General features: G+C 60.8%; 20 protein-coding genes. 8 read left to right on the top strand and 12 right to left on the bottom strand.

Features of this window, described 5'->3' with window-relative positions:
- Nucleotides 1-45: 45 nt before the first annotated feature.
- The 5 genes from AC13C2_RS01540 to AC13C2_RS01520 form a co-directional block, all read right to left on the bottom strand.
- Nucleotides 46-636, bottom strand: a complete 591-nt coding sequence (locus tag AC13C2_RS01540; RefSeq protein ID WP_482885726.1) for an SCO family protein — start codon at nucleotides 634-636, stop codon at nucleotides 46-48.
- Nucleotides 636-1,211 (bottom strand): hypothetical protein, encoded by a 576-nt coding sequence (locus AC13C2_RS01535; RefSeq protein WP_092758843.1) that lies wholly within the window; start codon nucleotides 1,209-1,211, stop codon nucleotides 636-638. The genes AC13C2_RS01540 and AC13C2_RS01535 overlap by 1 nt, the downstream gene beginning before the upstream one ends.
- Nucleotides 1,208-1,663, bottom strand: coding sequence for a hypothetical protein (locus AC13C2_RS01530; RefSeq protein ID WP_482885725.1), 456 nt, complete (start codon nucleotides 1,661-1,663; stop codon nucleotides 1,208-1,210). Before AC13C2_RS01530 ends, AC13C2_RS01535 begins: the two co-directional genes overlap by 4 nt.
- Nucleotides 1,664-1,856: 193 nt before the next feature.
- Entirely contained in the window at nucleotides 1,857-2,204 is a 348-nt protein-coding gene (locus AC13C2_RS01525; protein WP_339640453.1) for a YigZ family protein, read from the bottom strand.
- Nucleotides 2,201-3,469, bottom strand: coding sequence for an acetylornithine deacetylase/succinyl-diaminopimelate desuccinylase family protein (locus AC13C2_RS01520; protein ID WP_482885724.1), 1,269 nt, complete (start codon nucleotides 3,467-3,469; stop codon nucleotides 2,201-2,203). Before AC13C2_RS01520 ends, AC13C2_RS01525 begins: the two co-directional genes overlap by 4 nt.
- 128 nt (nucleotides 3,470-3,597) lie before the next feature.
- Between AC13C2_RS01520 and AC13C2_RS01515 the strand changes: the two genes are divergently transcribed.
- The 8 genes from AC13C2_RS01515 to AC13C2_RS01480 are packed head-to-tail and all read left to right on the top strand — an operon-like array spanning nucleotide 3,598 to nucleotide 10,509.
- Complete coding sequence (locus AC13C2_RS01515) at nucleotides 3,598-4,668, top strand: coiled-coil domain-containing protein (RefSeq protein WP_339640451.1); 1,071 nt, start codon at nucleotides 3,598-3,600, stop codon at nucleotides 4,666-4,668.
- The gene (locus AC13C2_RS01510) at nucleotides 4,665-5,783 is read left to right on the top strand and encodes a hypothetical protein (RefSeq protein WP_482885723.1); all 1,119 of its coding nucleotides are present in this window, start codon (nucleotides 4,665-4,667) and stop codon (nucleotides 5,781-5,783) included. The genes AC13C2_RS01515 and AC13C2_RS01510 overlap by 4 nt, the downstream gene beginning before the upstream one ends.
- Before the next feature lie 49 nt (nucleotides 5,784-5,832).
- Entirely contained in the window at nucleotides 5,833-7,749 is a 1,917-nt protein-coding gene (locus AC13C2_RS01505; RefSeq protein WP_482885722.1) for an AAA family ATPase, read from the top strand.
- Nucleotides 7,746-8,051: a hypothetical protein gene (locus tag AC13C2_RS01500; RefSeq protein ID WP_482885721.1), complete on the top strand. Its 306-nt coding sequence runs from the start codon at nucleotides 7,746-7,748 to the stop codon at nucleotides 8,049-8,051. Before AC13C2_RS01505 ends, AC13C2_RS01500 begins: the two co-directional genes overlap by 4 nt.
- A gap of 11 nt (nucleotides 8,052-8,062) precedes the next feature.
- Nucleotides 8,063-8,266 (top strand): hypothetical protein, encoded by a 204-nt coding sequence (locus AC13C2_RS01495; RefSeq protein ID WP_339640447.1) that lies wholly within the window; start codon nucleotides 8,063-8,065, stop codon nucleotides 8,264-8,266.
- Nucleotides 8,263-9,579, top strand: a complete 1,317-nt coding sequence (locus AC13C2_RS01490) for a DUF6638 family protein (RefSeq protein WP_482885720.1) — start codon at nucleotides 8,263-8,265, stop codon at nucleotides 9,577-9,579. The genes AC13C2_RS01495 and AC13C2_RS01490 overlap by 4 nt, the downstream gene beginning before the upstream one ends.
- 1 nt (nucleotide 9,580) lies before the next feature.
- Nucleotides 9,581-9,847 carry a hypothetical protein gene (locus AC13C2_RS01485; protein WP_339640445.1) on the top strand — a complete coding sequence of 89 codons (267 nt, stop codon included), beginning with the start codon at nucleotides 9,581-9,583 and terminating at the stop codon, nucleotides 9,845-9,847.
- An 11-nt stretch (nucleotides 9,848-9,858) separates the two neighbouring features.
- On the top strand, nucleotides 9,859-10,509 hold the full coding sequence (locus tag AC13C2_RS01480; RefSeq protein ID WP_482885719.1) for a DUF1523 family protein: 651 nt from the start codon (nucleotides 9,859-9,861) through the stop codon (nucleotides 10,507-10,509).
- Nucleotides 10,510-10,521: 12 nt separating this feature from the next.
- On the opposite strand, the gene mnhG is transcribed toward AC13C2_RS01480, so the two are convergent.
- From mnhG to AC13C2_RS01445, 7 genes are read right to left on the bottom strand one after another with little or no spacing between them, the layout of a single operon-like run.
- Entirely contained in the window at nucleotides 10,522-10,866 is a 345-nt protein-coding gene (gene mnhG, locus AC13C2_RS01475) for a monovalent cation/H(+) antiporter subunit G (RefSeq protein ID WP_092758819.1), read from the bottom strand.
- A complete protein-coding gene (locus AC13C2_RS01470) occupies nucleotides 10,863-11,228 on the bottom strand; it encodes an MrpF/PhaF family protein (protein WP_245737458.1) in 366 nt (121 codons plus the stop codon). Before AC13C2_RS01470 ends, mnhG begins: the two co-directional genes overlap by 4 nt.
- Nucleotides 11,225-11,701, bottom strand: a complete 477-nt coding sequence (locus AC13C2_RS01465; RefSeq protein WP_092758817.1) for a Na+/H+ antiporter subunit E — start codon at nucleotides 11,699-11,701, stop codon at nucleotides 11,225-11,227. Before AC13C2_RS01465 ends, AC13C2_RS01470 begins: the two co-directional genes overlap by 4 nt.
- Nucleotides 11,698-13,197, bottom strand: coding sequence for a Na+/H+ antiporter subunit D (locus AC13C2_RS01460; protein ID WP_482885718.1), 1,500 nt, complete (start codon nucleotides 13,195-13,197; stop codon nucleotides 11,698-11,700). Before AC13C2_RS01460 ends, AC13C2_RS01465 begins: the two co-directional genes overlap by 4 nt.
- Entirely contained in the window at nucleotides 13,194-13,553 is a 360-nt protein-coding gene (locus tag AC13C2_RS01455) for a Na+/H+ antiporter subunit C (protein WP_092758813.1), read from the bottom strand. The genes AC13C2_RS01460 and AC13C2_RS01455 overlap by 4 nt, the downstream gene beginning before the upstream one ends.
- A 1-nt stretch (nucleotide 13,554) precedes the next feature.
- Entirely contained in the window at nucleotides 13,555-13,974 is a 420-nt protein-coding gene (locus tag AC13C2_RS01450) for a Na+/H+ antiporter subunit B (protein ID WP_092758811.1), read from the bottom strand.
- The gene (locus tag AC13C2_RS01445; RefSeq protein ID WP_482885717.1) at nucleotides 13,971-16,208 is read right to left on the bottom strand and encodes a putative monovalent cation/H+ antiporter subunit A; all 2,238 of its coding nucleotides are present in this window, start codon (nucleotides 16,206-16,208) and stop codon (nucleotides 13,971-13,973) included. The genes AC13C2_RS01450 and AC13C2_RS01445 overlap by 4 nt, the downstream gene beginning before the upstream one ends.
- Nucleotides 16,209-16,301: the final 93 nt, after the last annotated feature.

Raw genomic sequence — 16,301 nt, 5'->3', positions numbered from 1 at the left:
TATGTCGCGCGCAGATTAGGCTCCGCGGGGGGCAGGGGGCAAGTGTCAGCCGCCCGAGACGTTACGGGCATAGCCCTTGACGATTTCGACCATACGTTCGGCTGACAGGATCGGGGGCAGCAAGGTCAGGAAACCGCCATTTCCATCCATGACGAAGATATGCGATCCGTGGGAATAGACGTCGACGCCGCTCGGGTCGGTGAACAGATATGCGCTTTCGACGTGAAACATGTCGCGCACGGCTGCCAAATCAGCTTCCGACCCAGTCAGCCCCGTCAGGCCGGGGGCGAATCTGTCCAGCGCCGGACCCATCGCCTCGACCGTGTCGGTCGCCGGATCGACAGTGATGAGCAACGGCGTGACGTAGATATCGCTGGCGGCCAGTTCTGCGGTCACGTTCGACATGATCGGCAAGGCGACAGTGCAGATCGCCCTGCAGGATGCATAGCCGAAATACACCAGTTGAATATTGCCATCCGGATCGGTCTGAGTACGCGTGTTGCCGCGGTGATCGATCAAGGCGTAATCGCCGCCGAAATTCGAGGGAAACAGCGTGTCGGGCAATGGCGCACTTGGCCTGTTCTCTTGCGCTCCTGCGGGGGCAGCCATGACAATCGCCAGCAGAATCGCGCGCATCAGAACCAATCCGCGATGAAGGCTTTGTCGACCTCCTTGCCCAAACCCAGATAGCCCTCTTCCTCGATCTGTTGCCGGACGCGGGGGTCGCGGCGGAACCATGGGCCATCGCCGCTGGCATCCGGGTTCTTCGCGGCCCAGTCGTCGGTCCAGGTATTGGCGCGCTGCCAGTCGCCGCCTTCTGGACGGATGCGTTGGACCATATAGACGCTCATCGCACCGATTTCCGGATCTTCGATCAGCAATCCGTCCACATCGACGGTCTGGCCGCAGAACGGTGCCAGATCTGCGACCGCTCCGTTAAAAGCCGATTGCGCGTTCTTGAGGGGGAAGATCATGACGTCATCGGCTTCTCGGACCAGGACGACCTGTCGATTGCCCGCACCGCAATTATCCGCGCAATCGCCGGCCAGTACGCACAGCGGGTCGGTTACGGTCGCGGTGAACAGCGCCTTCTGTTCTGCGTAAAGACCCCATTCGCGGGCTTCAGAGCCTTCGGAAAAATCCTGTGCAGTGGCTGGTATAGCCAGAGCAGCAAAGCAGATGATGGAACGCTTGAGAGTCGGGCGGATCATTTCAGTGCCTCCGAATCCGGGATGGCGAAGCCGGGAATCACCCCGAAGTCCTCATGCGTGGCATTGATGATATCCTGATCAGCGGTGATTTTTTCGACCACGAGATAATTCATTCCGTCGCGCCGATACAGCATTCCGTCCACTTCGATGGTATGGGCCGCGATGTTCAGGCTGGTGTCGCCGCCCGCTGTCCTATCGTCGCCGGCCATCTTCAACACCATGTACACCTGTCCGTCCGGAGCCAGCAGGCCAACCGGAATGCCACCCGCGCTGCACCAGAGCGCGCAGGTCCGGTGCGCCGATCCCACGACTGCATCCGGCCCGCCCATTACGCCCGAAAAATAGCACCAGGTGTCGATGACTTCGCCGGTAATCTGCACCCGTTCGCCTTCTATGGCGGCTGCGGCAGGGCTTGCGATTACGGCAAGGGCGAACGGAATGAGACGATGCATGATTTCCTCCTGATCGGCCCAATTGACCTTAAGGAACCCCTCACTGGCAAATCACGATCTGCGGGTGGGTCCCCACAGGTCGGTCAGAAAGGCAGGCATCGCAGCCTTGCCGCGACATCCAGACCTGTGCGGGTCATGAACAAAACCATCAGACCATCCAGCCGTGCGCGGCGCATCTGTGAAGGCAGCGCCGTTACAATGCGTCGAGATATGTCCTGACCGCCGTCTGCACATGCCGGAAACGGTCGCCGCCCAGATGCTTGCCACCATACCAGCGGGTAACGATCACCACATGGTTTCGGATCGCATCCCGTTCCAGCATGCGAAGGATTACAAGACCCGCACCGGCTTCGCCATCGTCGGTCTTGACCGGCCCATCTGCACCGATCATCGCCCATGTATTATGCGTGGCCTTGGCGAATTTCTTGTTACGGCAAAGTTCCTTCACGACCTCTTTCGCGTCGTCTGCAGTCGCTGCGGGCGCTCCGGTGACCGCGTATTTACTGCCTTTGTCGTTTATGTCGAGATGGATGGTATTCACGTCAGCAGCTTCGTCAGGGTCAGCGCCATTACCTTGCCGCTGTCCACCATGTCATCGACTCCGATCCATTCATCCGGCTGATGCGCCAGGTCCAGAACGCCGGGACCGTAGGCGATGCAATTCTTCAATCGTCCGATCCGGTCGATATGTTTCTGGTCATAGGTTCCGGGGCTGACGACGAATTCAGCGGGTTTTCCCATCACCTTTTGAACCGCATCCTGCACGGTCCGCACGATGGGGGCATCTTCCGGGGTCATGGTGGGCATGACCTCGAACAGGTCGCGGATCTCGTAGCGAAAGTCGGGGCGGGTGGTACGGATCTTATCCATCATACGGGCGACTTCGGCTTTCACCTCGGCGATGTCCTCTTCGATCAGGAAACGGCGGTCGATGGTCAGGATGCATCGGTCGGGCACGCAGGCCGAGGGCAGGCCCGTGTAATCGGCGTCCTGCACCGGCTCCCCCCCGTGTATCGAATTGATGTTTAGGGTCGAGGATTTCGCACCGTCGGGCACCACAGGCATATCGGTTCGCTTTCCAGCAAGCAGCGGGAACAGCGTCGCCTCCATTTCATCCAGAACCGCCCCCATATGACGCACGGCACAGTCGCCGAGAAATGGCATCGAGCCATGGGCGATATGTCCCTTGGTCTCAATCTCGGCCCACCAGACGCCGCGATGACCCAGACAGATGCGGTCCTTGTTCAACGGCTCGGGGATAATGACATGCTGCACGCGGGCGGGATCGAAAAAACCCCGCTCCGCCAGATACGCCACTCCGCCATAGCCACCGGATTCCTCGTCCGCAGTGGCCGAAATTTCGATCGCTCCACGGAACTCTGGATGATGGGCAACAAAGACTTCGGCGGCGATGATCGACGTCGCCATGCCGCCTTTCATGTCGCAGGCCCCCCGGCCATAAATCTTGCCGCCGTCCAGCTCCGCGCCGAACGGGTCGCGGGTCCAGCCTTCGCCCACGGCCACGACGTCATGGTGGCTGTTGAAGTGAACGCAGTCGCCCGCCGCGCGCCCCTCCAGACGGCAGACGACATTCCAGCGCGGGTATCTGCCGCTGTCGCCCAACGCCCCTTCGGCGCGCACCATTTCGACCTTCCACCCCTGTTTGCTCATGCGCTCTCCGACGAGAGAGCAAATGTCGTGGTAGTGTCGACCGGGCGGGTTCAAGGTTGGAATACGGATCAGATCCTGTGTCAGCGTGATGAGGTCATCGCGTCGATTTTCGATCCGCTGCATCAGCGCGTTCATGAAATCTCCTCGTGGTGCGGGGGTCACACTGTGTCGAAACCGCTTGCGATGTCACTGCAAACCGCGAAAATCGTATCCATGTAAGAATGACATAATAAGAATAAGTTTTGAACGGGAGAGCGTTACCAATGGCCGATTTTGAAGCTCAAGTACGGGAAAGCCAAGCTCAGGTTGCGGCGGCGCAATCCAAGATTTCCGACATTACCAGCCGGATAGAAACCGCACGCCAGAAGCTGGATCAGGGCATCACCATCGACGTGGAAAACGCGACGCTTGAAGATGTGCACGCCCATACTGACACGATGAACGCGAACATTGCCGAGCTGATCATGGGGCTGGATGACGTGACGGCGGGGTTCTCCAAGGACTTCGATGAGATGCGGACCAAGACCGGCATGGAAAGCTTCATCGGCATTTTCGCGCGCGGCAAGTCGGAGGCGATGCGGCAGGAGCGGCTTCGCTCCGCCAGTATCGACGACAAGCTACAGGATCTGATTTCCAAATCCGACACGATCACGCGCCTTTTGGAAGGGCAACTTGCGATGCTGAACGAGCAGAAATCGAAGGTCGAGACGAACCTGTCGACGACGCTGGTTGATCGGGAAGCCGCCGTTTCGGAACTGGAAGGCATCCGCGCCGAGATCGTTTCCATGGATCCTCGTTTGATCGAGCTGGAGAACAAGATCAGCGTCGAACAGGATGCCTCGGTTCGCACCCAGCTGGAGACCGAATTGGCAGAGGCAAACACGCGCCATAACGATCTGGTTCAGCAAGAGCAGGTTGCTCTGGCTCGCTCGCAGACGCTGGAGCGGTATATCGAGAAGGGCAAGACATGGGTCGACAGTTTGCAGAACCAGGCGGCTACACAGATGGTCCTGATCAACAAGCTGGAGACGGACACCAGGCAGCGAGTTGTTTTGTATGACGCGCTATCCAAGTCGCTGAAAACGGCGCAGCAGCAGGACGTGGCCCACCGCATCAACGAGATCGGCGTGAAGACCGATCAGGAAGCGCAACAAGCAATGGCCGCTATCGGCGCGGCCACCAATACCCGCATGGCGGAAATGCTGGAGGCGCATGAAGATCATATGGTTTTCGCCCGTGACGTACTGGAGGCCAAGGCCAAGGCGGATGAGCGGTTCGCCCGACGGTTCAGCGCCATCGTCGAAAAGCACGACAAGAATCTCTACGGCGGATGACCCTCAAGGAAGACCTTGTCCGCGATCATGTCGGCCTGCAGGAAAATCGCCAGGCCCGCCGGTACTTCGCCAAGTTCGAGCGCATCCTGGACAATCTGCCCCGCATCGCAGGTGAGATGGAGGCGCGGGGAAAGCTGAACCGCGTCGAGTTGGCCGCTGTCTCAACCCATCTGACCGCCCTGAACCGCACGTTCCGCGCACTCAGCCACAAGTATCTGATGACCGGGCGCGACACCGGCGTGTTTCTGGGCTCGCTGACGGTGGATCGACACGCATCCGGCTTTCCTGTGTTGCGGGAATTGCTGTCCATGGCAGCGGATGCGGCGCAGGCGGCGGATGCGCTGACCCGGTTGCCCGCGGCCGACGACCTGAAGGAAGCGATGATCGCCACCATCGTCGGCGAGCGCCGCATCCCGACCGATCTGCAATATGCGATGTCGCAACGGCTTTATCTGGACGAGTTGCGGAATGGCGATCTGTTCTGGCCGCGCAACGACGTTCAGATCGAAACGCTGGCCACGGAAGACGCGCGTTATCTCCTGCATTGGTCGGCGTGGGATGGCCAGCGCAACCTGCCGGTGATCTGGCTGATGCAGATCGAGGATAACGGTCGTCGACCCTTGCCGCAGGATTTCGCGCGGCTGGCAAGAGTGCAGGGCCATCTGATGGCGCAGGCACTTCCCGATCTGAAGCTGGTAACGGTCGCCAAGGGCTTTGATGACGATTTCGAAGGCCTGCATCCCAAGCGGTTGCTGCGACTGACGGTCGGCCCGATGTATTCGTCGGCCTTCACGCTTCAGACCGAAGGGTTGGGCGCGGTGCTTGAGGCGGCGCGCGCACCTGCGGGCGAGGATTGGGCGCTGGCCTGGACGCTGGAGACGCTGAAGTCCAAGCGCGTCGAAAAGGAAAAGGCCGGTTGGTTCTCCACCGTCGACAAGCAGGTCTGGGATTTGCCGGGTCTGGAAGGCACCGAAGCAGGTGCGACGCACACCGAACGCGCCGCCATCCTGCCGGAACGGGTCTATCAGGCGATGACCGAGACCGCTGCAGCGGGATTTTCGGACGTGATCAAGTATGTCGTGGGCGGGGGTCGTCTGTGGCGGGCGGAGGAGTGAGGCCGGATCCGTACGCGGGGATATTTGAAACGTACAGAAGGGATGTGGGATGAGCTTGTCGGGCGATGCGATGGAACTGTCTGAGGCCGAAGTCACGGCGCGTTATGATGCGGCGCTGACGCTTCTGTCGGGATTCGATCACGCCCCACGGCTGGGCAGGGCGTCCGAGTCTCAACGATCGGAACGCTCGCCCGGCATCGGAACACGGACGCGGTTCCGCTCCACCACGCCGGGTTTGGTGACACGGCGCACGACGCCAGCGGGTGGCGTTCATCTGCGCGAAACGGTCGAAGGCGAAGGACTGGTCACGCCTGCCCGCGCGCAGGTATTGCAGGGTTTGCGGCGGGCGCTGGCGGTGGCCTTGGCAGTCGGCGGCGCATTGGAAGATCGCACGGGGTTGGACGGGCTCAAGGCTGCGAATCTTGCCGGCCGCCTGCCCGAGGGCGACCGCGCCAAGTTCACCGAATTGCTGGAAGCCGAGGCGCTGGCCGTCGGCCATGTCTTCGCCAATACGCTGGCATTTCTGATCGCTCCGTTGCGCGGCACGACCACCGTAGAAGTGCCTGCCCCGCAAGAAATCCTGACCGACAACGCACAGCTTATGCTGGAAGGCCTACTGTGGGAGATCGACCAGCGGTTGAATGTTTTGGACGACGATACACTGGTCGCCACCCTCGCCGCCCAGGCCGAGGCGCTGCTGGATCGCCTTTCCGACCGCGCCCGCACCGCTGCCCGCAGCGCGATCTTCGGCGACGTGACCTATCGGATCGAAGCCGACGACCTGTCGCTGAATGGATTCACTCCCGCATTGCGCACAACGGGCAGACCCCTGGTGATGCAGTTCAAGGCACCGCATGAAGTCGTTGGCAACCACATCGCCAAGCATCAGGCACTGAAGCTGTCAAAGATGCTGATGGCCTACGATTTCGAACGCAGGCTGAACCCCTTTGCCGACCTTGGCGGCTTCATCTTCACTTTCATGGGCGATGGCGCGCCCGGCACCGGCAAGACGACCCTGATCCAGATGATGGCCGGTTTGATCCACGGATATTGTGAGATCGCGGGCTATCCGTTCCGTTACGAAAATCTGTCGACCGACAGCATCGACAGCTATCAGGGCAAGTCGGCGCAGAATGCCAAGGCCTTCGTCACCGGCATACTGGACCCGAATGTCATCGGCTTCGGCACGATCGACGATATCGACCAACTGGCGGGCAAGCGCGGTGACCGGCAGGCGTCGGCGGGACAGTTGGAAATTACCTCCGTCCTGATGGAAAGCTTCGCAGGCGCGAACACCGTCGTGCGGGGCAATTGCACCTTTGGCATGTTCTCGAACTATCCTGAAAACGTCGACGATGCCCTGCGCCAGCGGGCGGGGGCGCGGTTTCTGGTTGATGGCCCGCAGACGCGGGATGACTACATCGATATCCTGTCGCTTCTGTTGGGCAAACGTCACGATATTCCGCTGGGCGATCACGACCTGTTCGCCGCGCAGGAACTGACGCGTGCCGTGGCCGAAAGCTTTGCCAAGCATTCGCGACCCGCCGAGCAGAAGCTGGCAGAGGTGTTCGACCGGGTGAAAGACCGGATCGGCGAGTTGGACACCATCGCCAGGATCGGCAGCTATCTGAAGGGCATTCAGGAGGCGGATGAACGCTTCACCGGGCGTGCGATCAAGAACATCACCGACGCGGTAAAGGTCCGCGCGATGGACGTTGAACTGCCCGATGCATGGTTCGAGAGGCCGGACGCCTTCATGCACAAATCCTATGACGACAAGTTGGCAATGGTGTCCGAAATGCGGGTGCCGATCACCACTGAAATGGTGCTGCAAGAGGTCAACCGCTACGCCGATTCCGAGTTCCGCTATGCCGATAAGTCCGACGAGGTCGCCATTGATACCGCAGTCCGCGACATGCAGCGGATGGAGGTCGCCAAGCGCCGCTATCTGGAGGGCAAAAGTTGAACCTGATCCTGCCTCTGGTCGGTCTGGCGGTCGTGGCGTGGCTGGTGCCGTGGCTGCTGGGCAAGCTGGTGCCCGAAGGGGTCATCTGGTTGCTGGTGAACGGGGTGCTGTCGGCGCTGTTGTTGGCCGTCGTCGCTGCCGCCGGGTTCGTCTGGCTTTACGGCGAGGCAGGCGGTGTCGTCTGGCGCGAAGCCCCATGGCACTTCGTGTTGCTGTCGGCGAAGGCGGGGATCGTCTGGGGGCCGGTTATGGTGCTGTCGTTGAGTGCCCTGCCGAAGCGGTGGAAGAGGGCGGTTTGGTGAATTGGATTATGATGACTGCCGCGATCCTGTCGCCGGGCATTGCGCTGCTGTCCGGCTACTCCGCATGGAAAATCCACTGGACAGTAGTGGTTTCCATAATCCCCCTGATCCTTTTTGGTTATCTGTGGTCCTCGGTGGCCGTATTCGTCGACCGCAGCGCTGAAGATGCATTTAGGGGATATGGGCAATCGTTCTATGGGAGGCCCATTCGATGAAGCGCCTCATCCAATACGGCCTCATGTTCGCCAACCTCTTCGAGGTTTCCTCTCCCGCGCTCATCGAGCGCTACAATCGCGCGCTCGAACATCTCACCGGCAAGCGCACGAAACTCGACAACTTCCACATCGACCTCAGCGGCTTTTCCCCCGAAGTTGGCGATGAGTTGGGCGACATGGACTACCTCAACCCGGGCGGCTGCAACCGGCAGATCATCCTGTTGTCCACGCAGCAGAAGGGCGCGCCGTTGCTGGAGATGAAATTCTCCACGACCCAGAACATCATCCGCGACTTCATCAACGCCAACGAAGCGCAATTGTTTACCCTGACCGCCCGCGATGCGGTGGCAGGGGAGTTGCAGAACTCGGTCTTTTCGGTACCGGAACCGCAGCGCCTGCTCGACATCCGCTCGGTCACGGTCGAGGCGGATACGACCACCGGCATCGTACGCGATGCCGCCAAGCTCGACACGCTGATCGCGCGGTTCCGCGACGAGCCTGACGCGTGGTGGGACGATGTGCTGGTGGCGCAGATGATCGGGCTGGCGCGCTCCACCGGCGACGTGACCCGCGCGCCCGTCACGTTCAAGACGCCCAGTTTCCGGCAGGACGATTTCTGGACAGCGCATCACGGCGGGCTCTATGTCTTTCGATCGGTCGGCAGCCCCGCCGTAGTGGCCAACGTGCCATTCGAGGCCAGCGGGATTGGCGTCCATGACCTTGCCAATCGCAACGGGGTCGCAAATTTCCTGCAGGTGAACGGCCTGACCCAGCCCATCGTCGAGGGACGGGGCGAAGCGGCGGCGGGTATTCTGCGTGAGAAAATGGAACATCTGGCCATCGACGCGCTGGGCCGTGCCGGTCAGTTGCCCGAGTCCATCGACGACAGGTCTTTGCGCCGTGCGATGCAGGCGAGCGGGGCCGACCTGCCGCCGTCTGTTCATGCCCTGGGCGCGATGCTGGCCTGGGCTGAAGGGCGTGGCGACTGGCCCCGGATCGACAGCGCGAACCCTGCGTATTTCCATACGTTGCGCGCCGCCCCTGGCCCGCTGCGCGACCTGACCAATATGTTGCTGGCGGAATTGGCACCGCAGGATTTCCGGCAGCTGCATATTTGCCACAAGCCGCTGTTCTATGACCGCTATCGCGCCAGCCCCGAGCCATTGAAGGCATGGGTCGCCGAACGGCTGACAAAGGATTATGCTGCCGACCGGGCAGGGGTGTGGAAGCATTTGTATGCGTCTGACGTCGCAGCGCCTATGCCGCAGGTAGTGTTGAAAAAGGCCGCGCGGGCCAAGGGACCATGGGGATAGAATGTTCGGACTTCTGAGACTGAGCGTCGTGCTGCTGATTGTTCTGACGATCGTCTATTGGGCGCTGGTCTTCTATTTCCGCGCCGGCGAACGTGATCGTCTGGAAGCGGAGTGGGTCGCGAAACAACCGCCCCTGCCACAGCATACCTACGTCGAAAACGGCATCCGCGATTATCGGCGAAGCCTTCGGCGCAAGTTGCTCTGGGGGGTGTATATCGTACCGATCGGGGCCATCTTGCTGTTGATCTATCTTGTTAACTACGCCTGAGGGACCGCGCGATGACCTATGTGAAATGGATTTTCCTTCTGCTGGTCGTGGCCGTCGTCGGGGGCTTCCTGCACTACACCCTGCCCCAGACCGATATCGTGCGGATCGTCGGGACCGAGAACCGACGCATTGATTTCGGCGAGAATTCGATCTTCTGGGCAACCCCTGATGTCGGCACTACGGGTCTTGCGACCCGCGACGTGCGTTTCATCGAAGCGGTAAAGCCTTCGGGTCGCGCATCTGTCTATCGCAACGAAGATACCGGCTGGGGCTGGCCGCCGTATTTCAAGCTGGATTCATCGAACCTTCAGGCCGAGGCGCGGGATCAGATTTCCACGTCTGGTGCCCCTCAATGGGTGGCGCTCACGCATTACGGTTGGCGGTCGGAGTTTCTGACGATCTTCCCAAACGCCGTCGGCGTGCGCCCGGTCGAAGGGCCGGACGTCACGATCATTCCGTGGTTCAACATCATCTTCCTGACACTGCTGGCGGCTTTGATCTGGGCAATCACGGTCCGTATCCTGCGGTTCCGCCGCAACCGGATAGACCCCCTTCTGGAAGATGCGGGCGAGGTCTGGGACGATGCGGGCGATGCAGTGGAGCGCCGCCGCAAGGGGTTCCGGGCATGGCTGGATACCTGGAAGGGCAAGCCGCGGGCCTGATGGCCCCTTCGGTCAATCGTCCCGCACCCCCAGCTTCATCCGCGCTTCGGGGTCGATCTTGGTTGGCGGCCAGAGCGCTACGCCCGACCTGAACGCAGCGCGGCCTATCATATGGGCGCCGACAGGCGCGGTTATGAGCAGAAAAATCACGATAGCCACTGCGCGCGCAACTGTAGGAGCATCGCCAAAGCCCGCCGCGACCGCCAGCATGATCAGACCCGACGCCAGCGTGCCAGCCTTGGTTGTCGCGTGCATGCGGATCAAAACATCCGGCAGGCGCAATACCCCCAGCCCTGCCACGAATGCGAAGAACCCGCCGAGAAGGACGCAAGCCGTCATGAACAGTTCCAGGATCATGCCCCGTCCTCGCTGTCTTCGCCCGCGCGGTGCAGGCGTTGCGCGTCCGGACGGCTGGTCCTGCGCTCGACAAAACGCGCAAGTGCTACGGTTGCAAGAAAGCCGATCAAGGCCAGAACGACTGCGACGTCCAGAAACGCCGCCACGCCGGTGTCGATGGCGAACAAACCGCTGAATGCGACGACCAGCACCGTCATTGTATCCAGCGCGACAACCCGGTCGGGCAGGGACGGGCCTTTAATCAGCCGGATCATGGCAAGAATGACTCCGGCCATCACCATCACGAAGGCGATTTGCACGGCAGCATTCAGGATCGGCATCTGTTCGGTCAGGCTGACCGCCAGCAAGGTGTCTCCTTTCATTCCAATGCCTCCCGCACCCAGCGTTCCATACCGTTCTCGATCTGCGCCGCTATTTTGGCCGGATCGTCCGCGAACATCGCGTGGACGACGAGCGTGTTGCAATCCTCGGTCACGTCCAGCGACAGGGTACCGGGGGTCAGAGAAATCAGGTTGGTGACCAACAGAACTTCGGCCTCACCCCTGGCTTTCAAAGGGACGCAGATGATGCCGGGGCGTGCGCGATGGCGCGGTGTGAGCACATCCCAGGCAACCGAAATAGACGATACGATCAACTCGTAATGAAACAGCACCAGCAATTTAACCCAGCGATAAACCTTGGCGAAATAATTACCCGTCGTTCCAAACAATGGCTGAATGACCCAGAGCGCGCCAAAGCCCACGGCGAATCCTAACGCCAGGCCAGGCAGAGTGAACTGACCGGTCAGCGCGGCCCATGCGATGGCCAGCAGAAGGTTCAGAAGAAAGACACTCATGACGGTCCTCCCAATACGGCGGCCAGATAGGCGGTCGGGTCCAGCAATTCCGCCGCCGCGCGTGCGGCCACCTGCACGAACGGCTCGGGGAACAGGCCGATCACGATGGTCAGGCTGGCCAAGAATGCGATCGGTACAAGCAGGGTGACACGTTCGCTCAGGGGCAGCGACGACAGGCTGGGCACTGTGCCGCCGGGATGCGGGGCCCAAAAGGCGCGGCCCCAGATCTTGGTCATGGAATAGATCGTCATCAGGCCTACAGCCAGCGCGGCGAAGGCGACAAACCAGAGTTCCAGATCGAGCGACGCCTTGACCAGCACAAATTTCGCCCAGAATCCCGATAACGGCGGAAAGCCCGCCAGCGAAAATGCCGGGATCAGGAACAGAAACGCCAGAAGCGGCGCGCCTTTGTACAAGCCCCCGATCCGGTCTATGTTCGTGCCGCCCGCGATGCGGTTCGCGACGCCCGACACCAGGAACAGGTTCGCTTTCACGATGATGTGGTGGACCAGATAGAAGACCGCGCCGGTCAACGCGAGCGGCGTATACAGCGCCAGACCCAGCACCATGTAACCGATCTGACTGACGATGTGGAACGACAGGATGCGGCGGAAATCGGTCTGTGCGGCGGCCCCCAGAACGCCTGTCACCATCGTCGCCACGGCAACCCAGAGCAGCAGGCCATGGGTGAATCCGACGTCCCGCGTGAAGACCAGCGTGAACATTCGCAGCAGCGCATAGACACCGACTTTGGTCAGCAATCCCGCGAAAACGGCAGACACTGCAAAGGCCGGGGTGTGATAGGCGGCGGGTAGCCAGAAGAAGAGTGGAAAGACCGCAGCCTTCACGCCGAAGCCGACAAGAAACATCATGGCGATCACTGTGATCAACCCGGCATCGGCGGTCTGCACCGCTGTATGCAGGTCCGCCATGTTCAGCGTGCCGGTCACGCCATACAGAAGCCCGATGCCAGACAGGAACAACACCGTCGAGATCAGGTTGAGCGTCATATATTTGATGCCCGCGTCCATCTGCACCCGCTTGCCGCCCATCACCAGCAGGCCGAAGGAGGAAATCAGCATCACCTCGAACCAGACATAAAGATTGAACAGATCGCCCGTCAGAAACGCGCCCATGACGCCTGCGATAAGGGTATGGAACAGGGTGTGATAGCCGACCGCCTCCATCTCTCGCGTGACGTCGGATATGGCGTAGACACTGACGGCCAGCGCGGTGATGGCGGTGATGACTACCATGATTGCGGACAGCGTATCGGCCACCAGTGTGATGCCGAATGGTGCGGGCCAGTTGCCCATCTGTGCGGCCTGGACCCCGTTTGCCAGCACCTCGGCCAGCAGCATACCGCCTGCAACCAGCATTAGCGCCGATCCGGCGACCGAAATCCAGCGCCCCTCGGGCCCCTTGCGGAAAAAGAACGTCAGGATCGCAGTGGCGAAAGCGATCAGGATCGGCAGCGGCAGCAAAAGGTCGGTCAATGCCCGTCCTCCGGCTCGGCCAGACGCATTTCATCGGAATCGAGCGTGCCCATCGTCTGATAGCCGCGGTAGATCAGCACCAGCGCAAAGGCGAACAGACCGAAACCGATAACGATCGCCGTCAGGACCAACGCCTGTGGTAATGCGTTGGCAACACCTTCGGGCGGAAGTTTGGCCCCTTCGGGGATGAGGGGCGGCGATTCCGGTGTCAGGCCCCCGGATGCGAAGATCAACAGGTTCGCCGCGTTCGAGATCAGCAGAAGACCGAAGAGGAAGCGCAGCACGTTGCGCGCCAACATCAGATAGACTGCGGCAGCAACCAACGCACCGACCATCAGGGCGATCAGGAATTCCATCTCAGATTTCCTCTTCCAGCGCGAAGACAAGGGTGAGGACAGCGCCCAGCACCACAAGATAGACACCCAGATCGAAGACCAGAATGGTCGAGAGCGGCAGCCCTTTGTCACCTTCCGTCGCCCCCAGAAACAGCCATTGCCCGGTGAAGATCGCATCGCCGGGAATCAGCCCTGCCAATCCAGCCAGAAAGGCAACTGCAAGTCCCGAGACTGCAATCGTCTGCGGGTCCAGCCGGAGCGCTTCACGCGCGGCCTTACTGCCATGAGCGATGGCATAAAGGATAAAACCCGTCGCACCGATCAGCCCGCCGATGAACCCGCCGCCCGGGTCATTATGACCACGCAGCAGCATCCAGATCGAAAACATCAGCAACAAGCCGACCAGAAGCCGTGTCGCGGCGCGAACGATAAGCGACGTCATGGGTTCGGCCTCCGCGTACCGCGCAGCAGGGCATAAGCGCCAAGGCCCGCGACCGCGATGACGGCGATCTCGCCAAAGGTGTCCAAAGCCCTGAAGTCCACAAGGATCACATTCACGATGTTGCGGCCGAAAGCCTCGGGCACGGACGTCACCTCGAAGAATTCGGTCAGGCGCAGGTCCAGTGGCACGGCCATGACCGCGAGCAAAATCACCGTCGTCATGACGCCCAGGGTGACGGCCAGCGCCAGATCCCAGCCGCGAATGGTCCGGATGTATTCGGGGTTCAGGTTCGGTAGCTTCAGCATGGCAACGGCGACAAGCACGACCTGCAGCACCTCGACCAGCAGTTGCGTGATCGCCACGTCGGGTGCGCCAAATATGATGAACACCAGGGCCACGCCGATGCCCACGACGCCGAGTGCCGCGACGGCGGTCATCCGGCTATTGGTGAAGGCCGTGAGAAGCGCACCGGCCAGAATGAAGATCAGGACCGCCCAGTGTTTGACCCGCAAATCCTCCAGTGCGGGGATTTCCGGTGTCAGATCGGCGCGCCAGATCGCAGCCCCGAGGGCGAACGCGAGCGTCATGAACGTCACGAAGATATAACGCCGTAAACGACCCGTCTGGATCAGCGCCGTGAACCCGTGTGTGCCCGCCGCGACGCCGTCCATCCCACGATTCCAGCCGGGATCGAACAGAGGGGGCACACGGGCCAATCCCACGCGCAGAAGGGGGTGGATCAGATAGACGACGAAGCCGACAGCGAAGGTTGCCAGCGACAGCAGGAAGGCGGCATTGACCTCCTTGAAAAGGTATAGATCCACCTCTGCGTCCCTGCCCAGAATGGCTGCTGTGGATGGGCTGACGAGGGGTTCAGCCCAATCCGGCATCAGACCGAATGCCAGACCGAACAGACCCAGAAGGATTGGCCCGACCAGCATCGGCCACGCCCCGTCATGCGGAGTTACAGGCGTTTTCGCCAGATTGCCGGTAAAGGGGCGAAACGCCACGATGCCACCCGCCGCAAACATCAGGGCCGACGCCACAAAGATGCAGCCCGTAACCCACAGCATCGCAGGCGCGCCGAGCGCGGCCTTATAGAGGAACTCCTTGCCGACGAAGCCGAACATCGGCGGCAGGCCCGCCATGCTGAGCGCGGCCAGCACTGCCGCCAGCATTGTGAATGGCATCGCCTGGCCCAAACCGCGCAGAACCGTCGCGTCCCGCGTGCCGGTGCCATGGTCGACGATCCCGATCATCAGGAACAACGCGGCCTTATAGAACGAATGAACCATCAGGAACGCCATTGCCGCCTCGATGGCGTAATCCGACCCGACCCCGATAAACATCACCAACGTCCCAAGCGCCATCAGCGTCGTATAGGCCAGCACCTGTTTGATGTCGGTTTGTCGGATCGCCAGCACGCTGGCGAAGACGGCCGTGACACCACCGAATACCACAAGCGTCCAGAACCAGATGTCTGTGCCACCCAGACTGGGGTTCAGTCGCGCCAACAGGTAAACCCCGCCTTTGACCATCGTGGCGGAATGCAGATAGGCCGATACCGGCGTTGGGGCCGACATCGCGTTCGGCAGCCAGAAATGAAATGGCACCTGTGCCGACTTGGTGAACGCTCCGGCCACGACCAGCAGAAAGATCGGCAGATAGAGGGGGTGGTCTGCCAGCGACCCTTCGATAGCCGCGATCGAGAAGCCACCGCTCGCGATGCCGATCAAAACGATGCCCGCCAGAAATGCGAGGCCGCCGATACCGGTGACCAGAAGGGCCTGTAACGCATCGCGTCGGGCTTTCGCCAGATCAGCGTCGAAGCCGATCAGCAGATAAGAGGATACCGTCGTTACTTCCCAGAAGACGAAAAGGGCCAGAAGATTGTCTGACAGAACCAGCCCCAGCATGCCCGTCATAAAGGCCAGAAGGTAAATCACGAATCGCGTGTAATGGATGTGTCCTCCCAGGTAGCTGGACGAAAAGAGCGTCACCAGTGCGCCGATACCGGTAATCAACAGCGCGAAGGTCAGCGACAATCCATCCAGCAGGATGCCGAGCGATACACCAAGGGACGGCACCCAGTCGATTTGCCAGACCAGCACCTCGCCCGCGGCAATTGCAGGCAGAAACTGAAGAAACCAGAGGAACAAACCCAGCGGAAGCAGGATTGATATCCAACCTGCCGGCCCGCCCAGAACGCGGCTGTTTGATCCGTGGTCTGCCATCTGCACCCTTTGCTTTGACCCGAGATAGAGGAACGCCTTGATTGTTCAACCCACAATGATAACTTAATTTCAATAGCCGCTATCTATCGAGAG

The sequence above is a fragment of the Jannaschia sp. L-14R genome (genome assembly GCF_056857695.1).
This window is presented reverse-complemented; position numbering and strand designations above follow the sequence as displayed.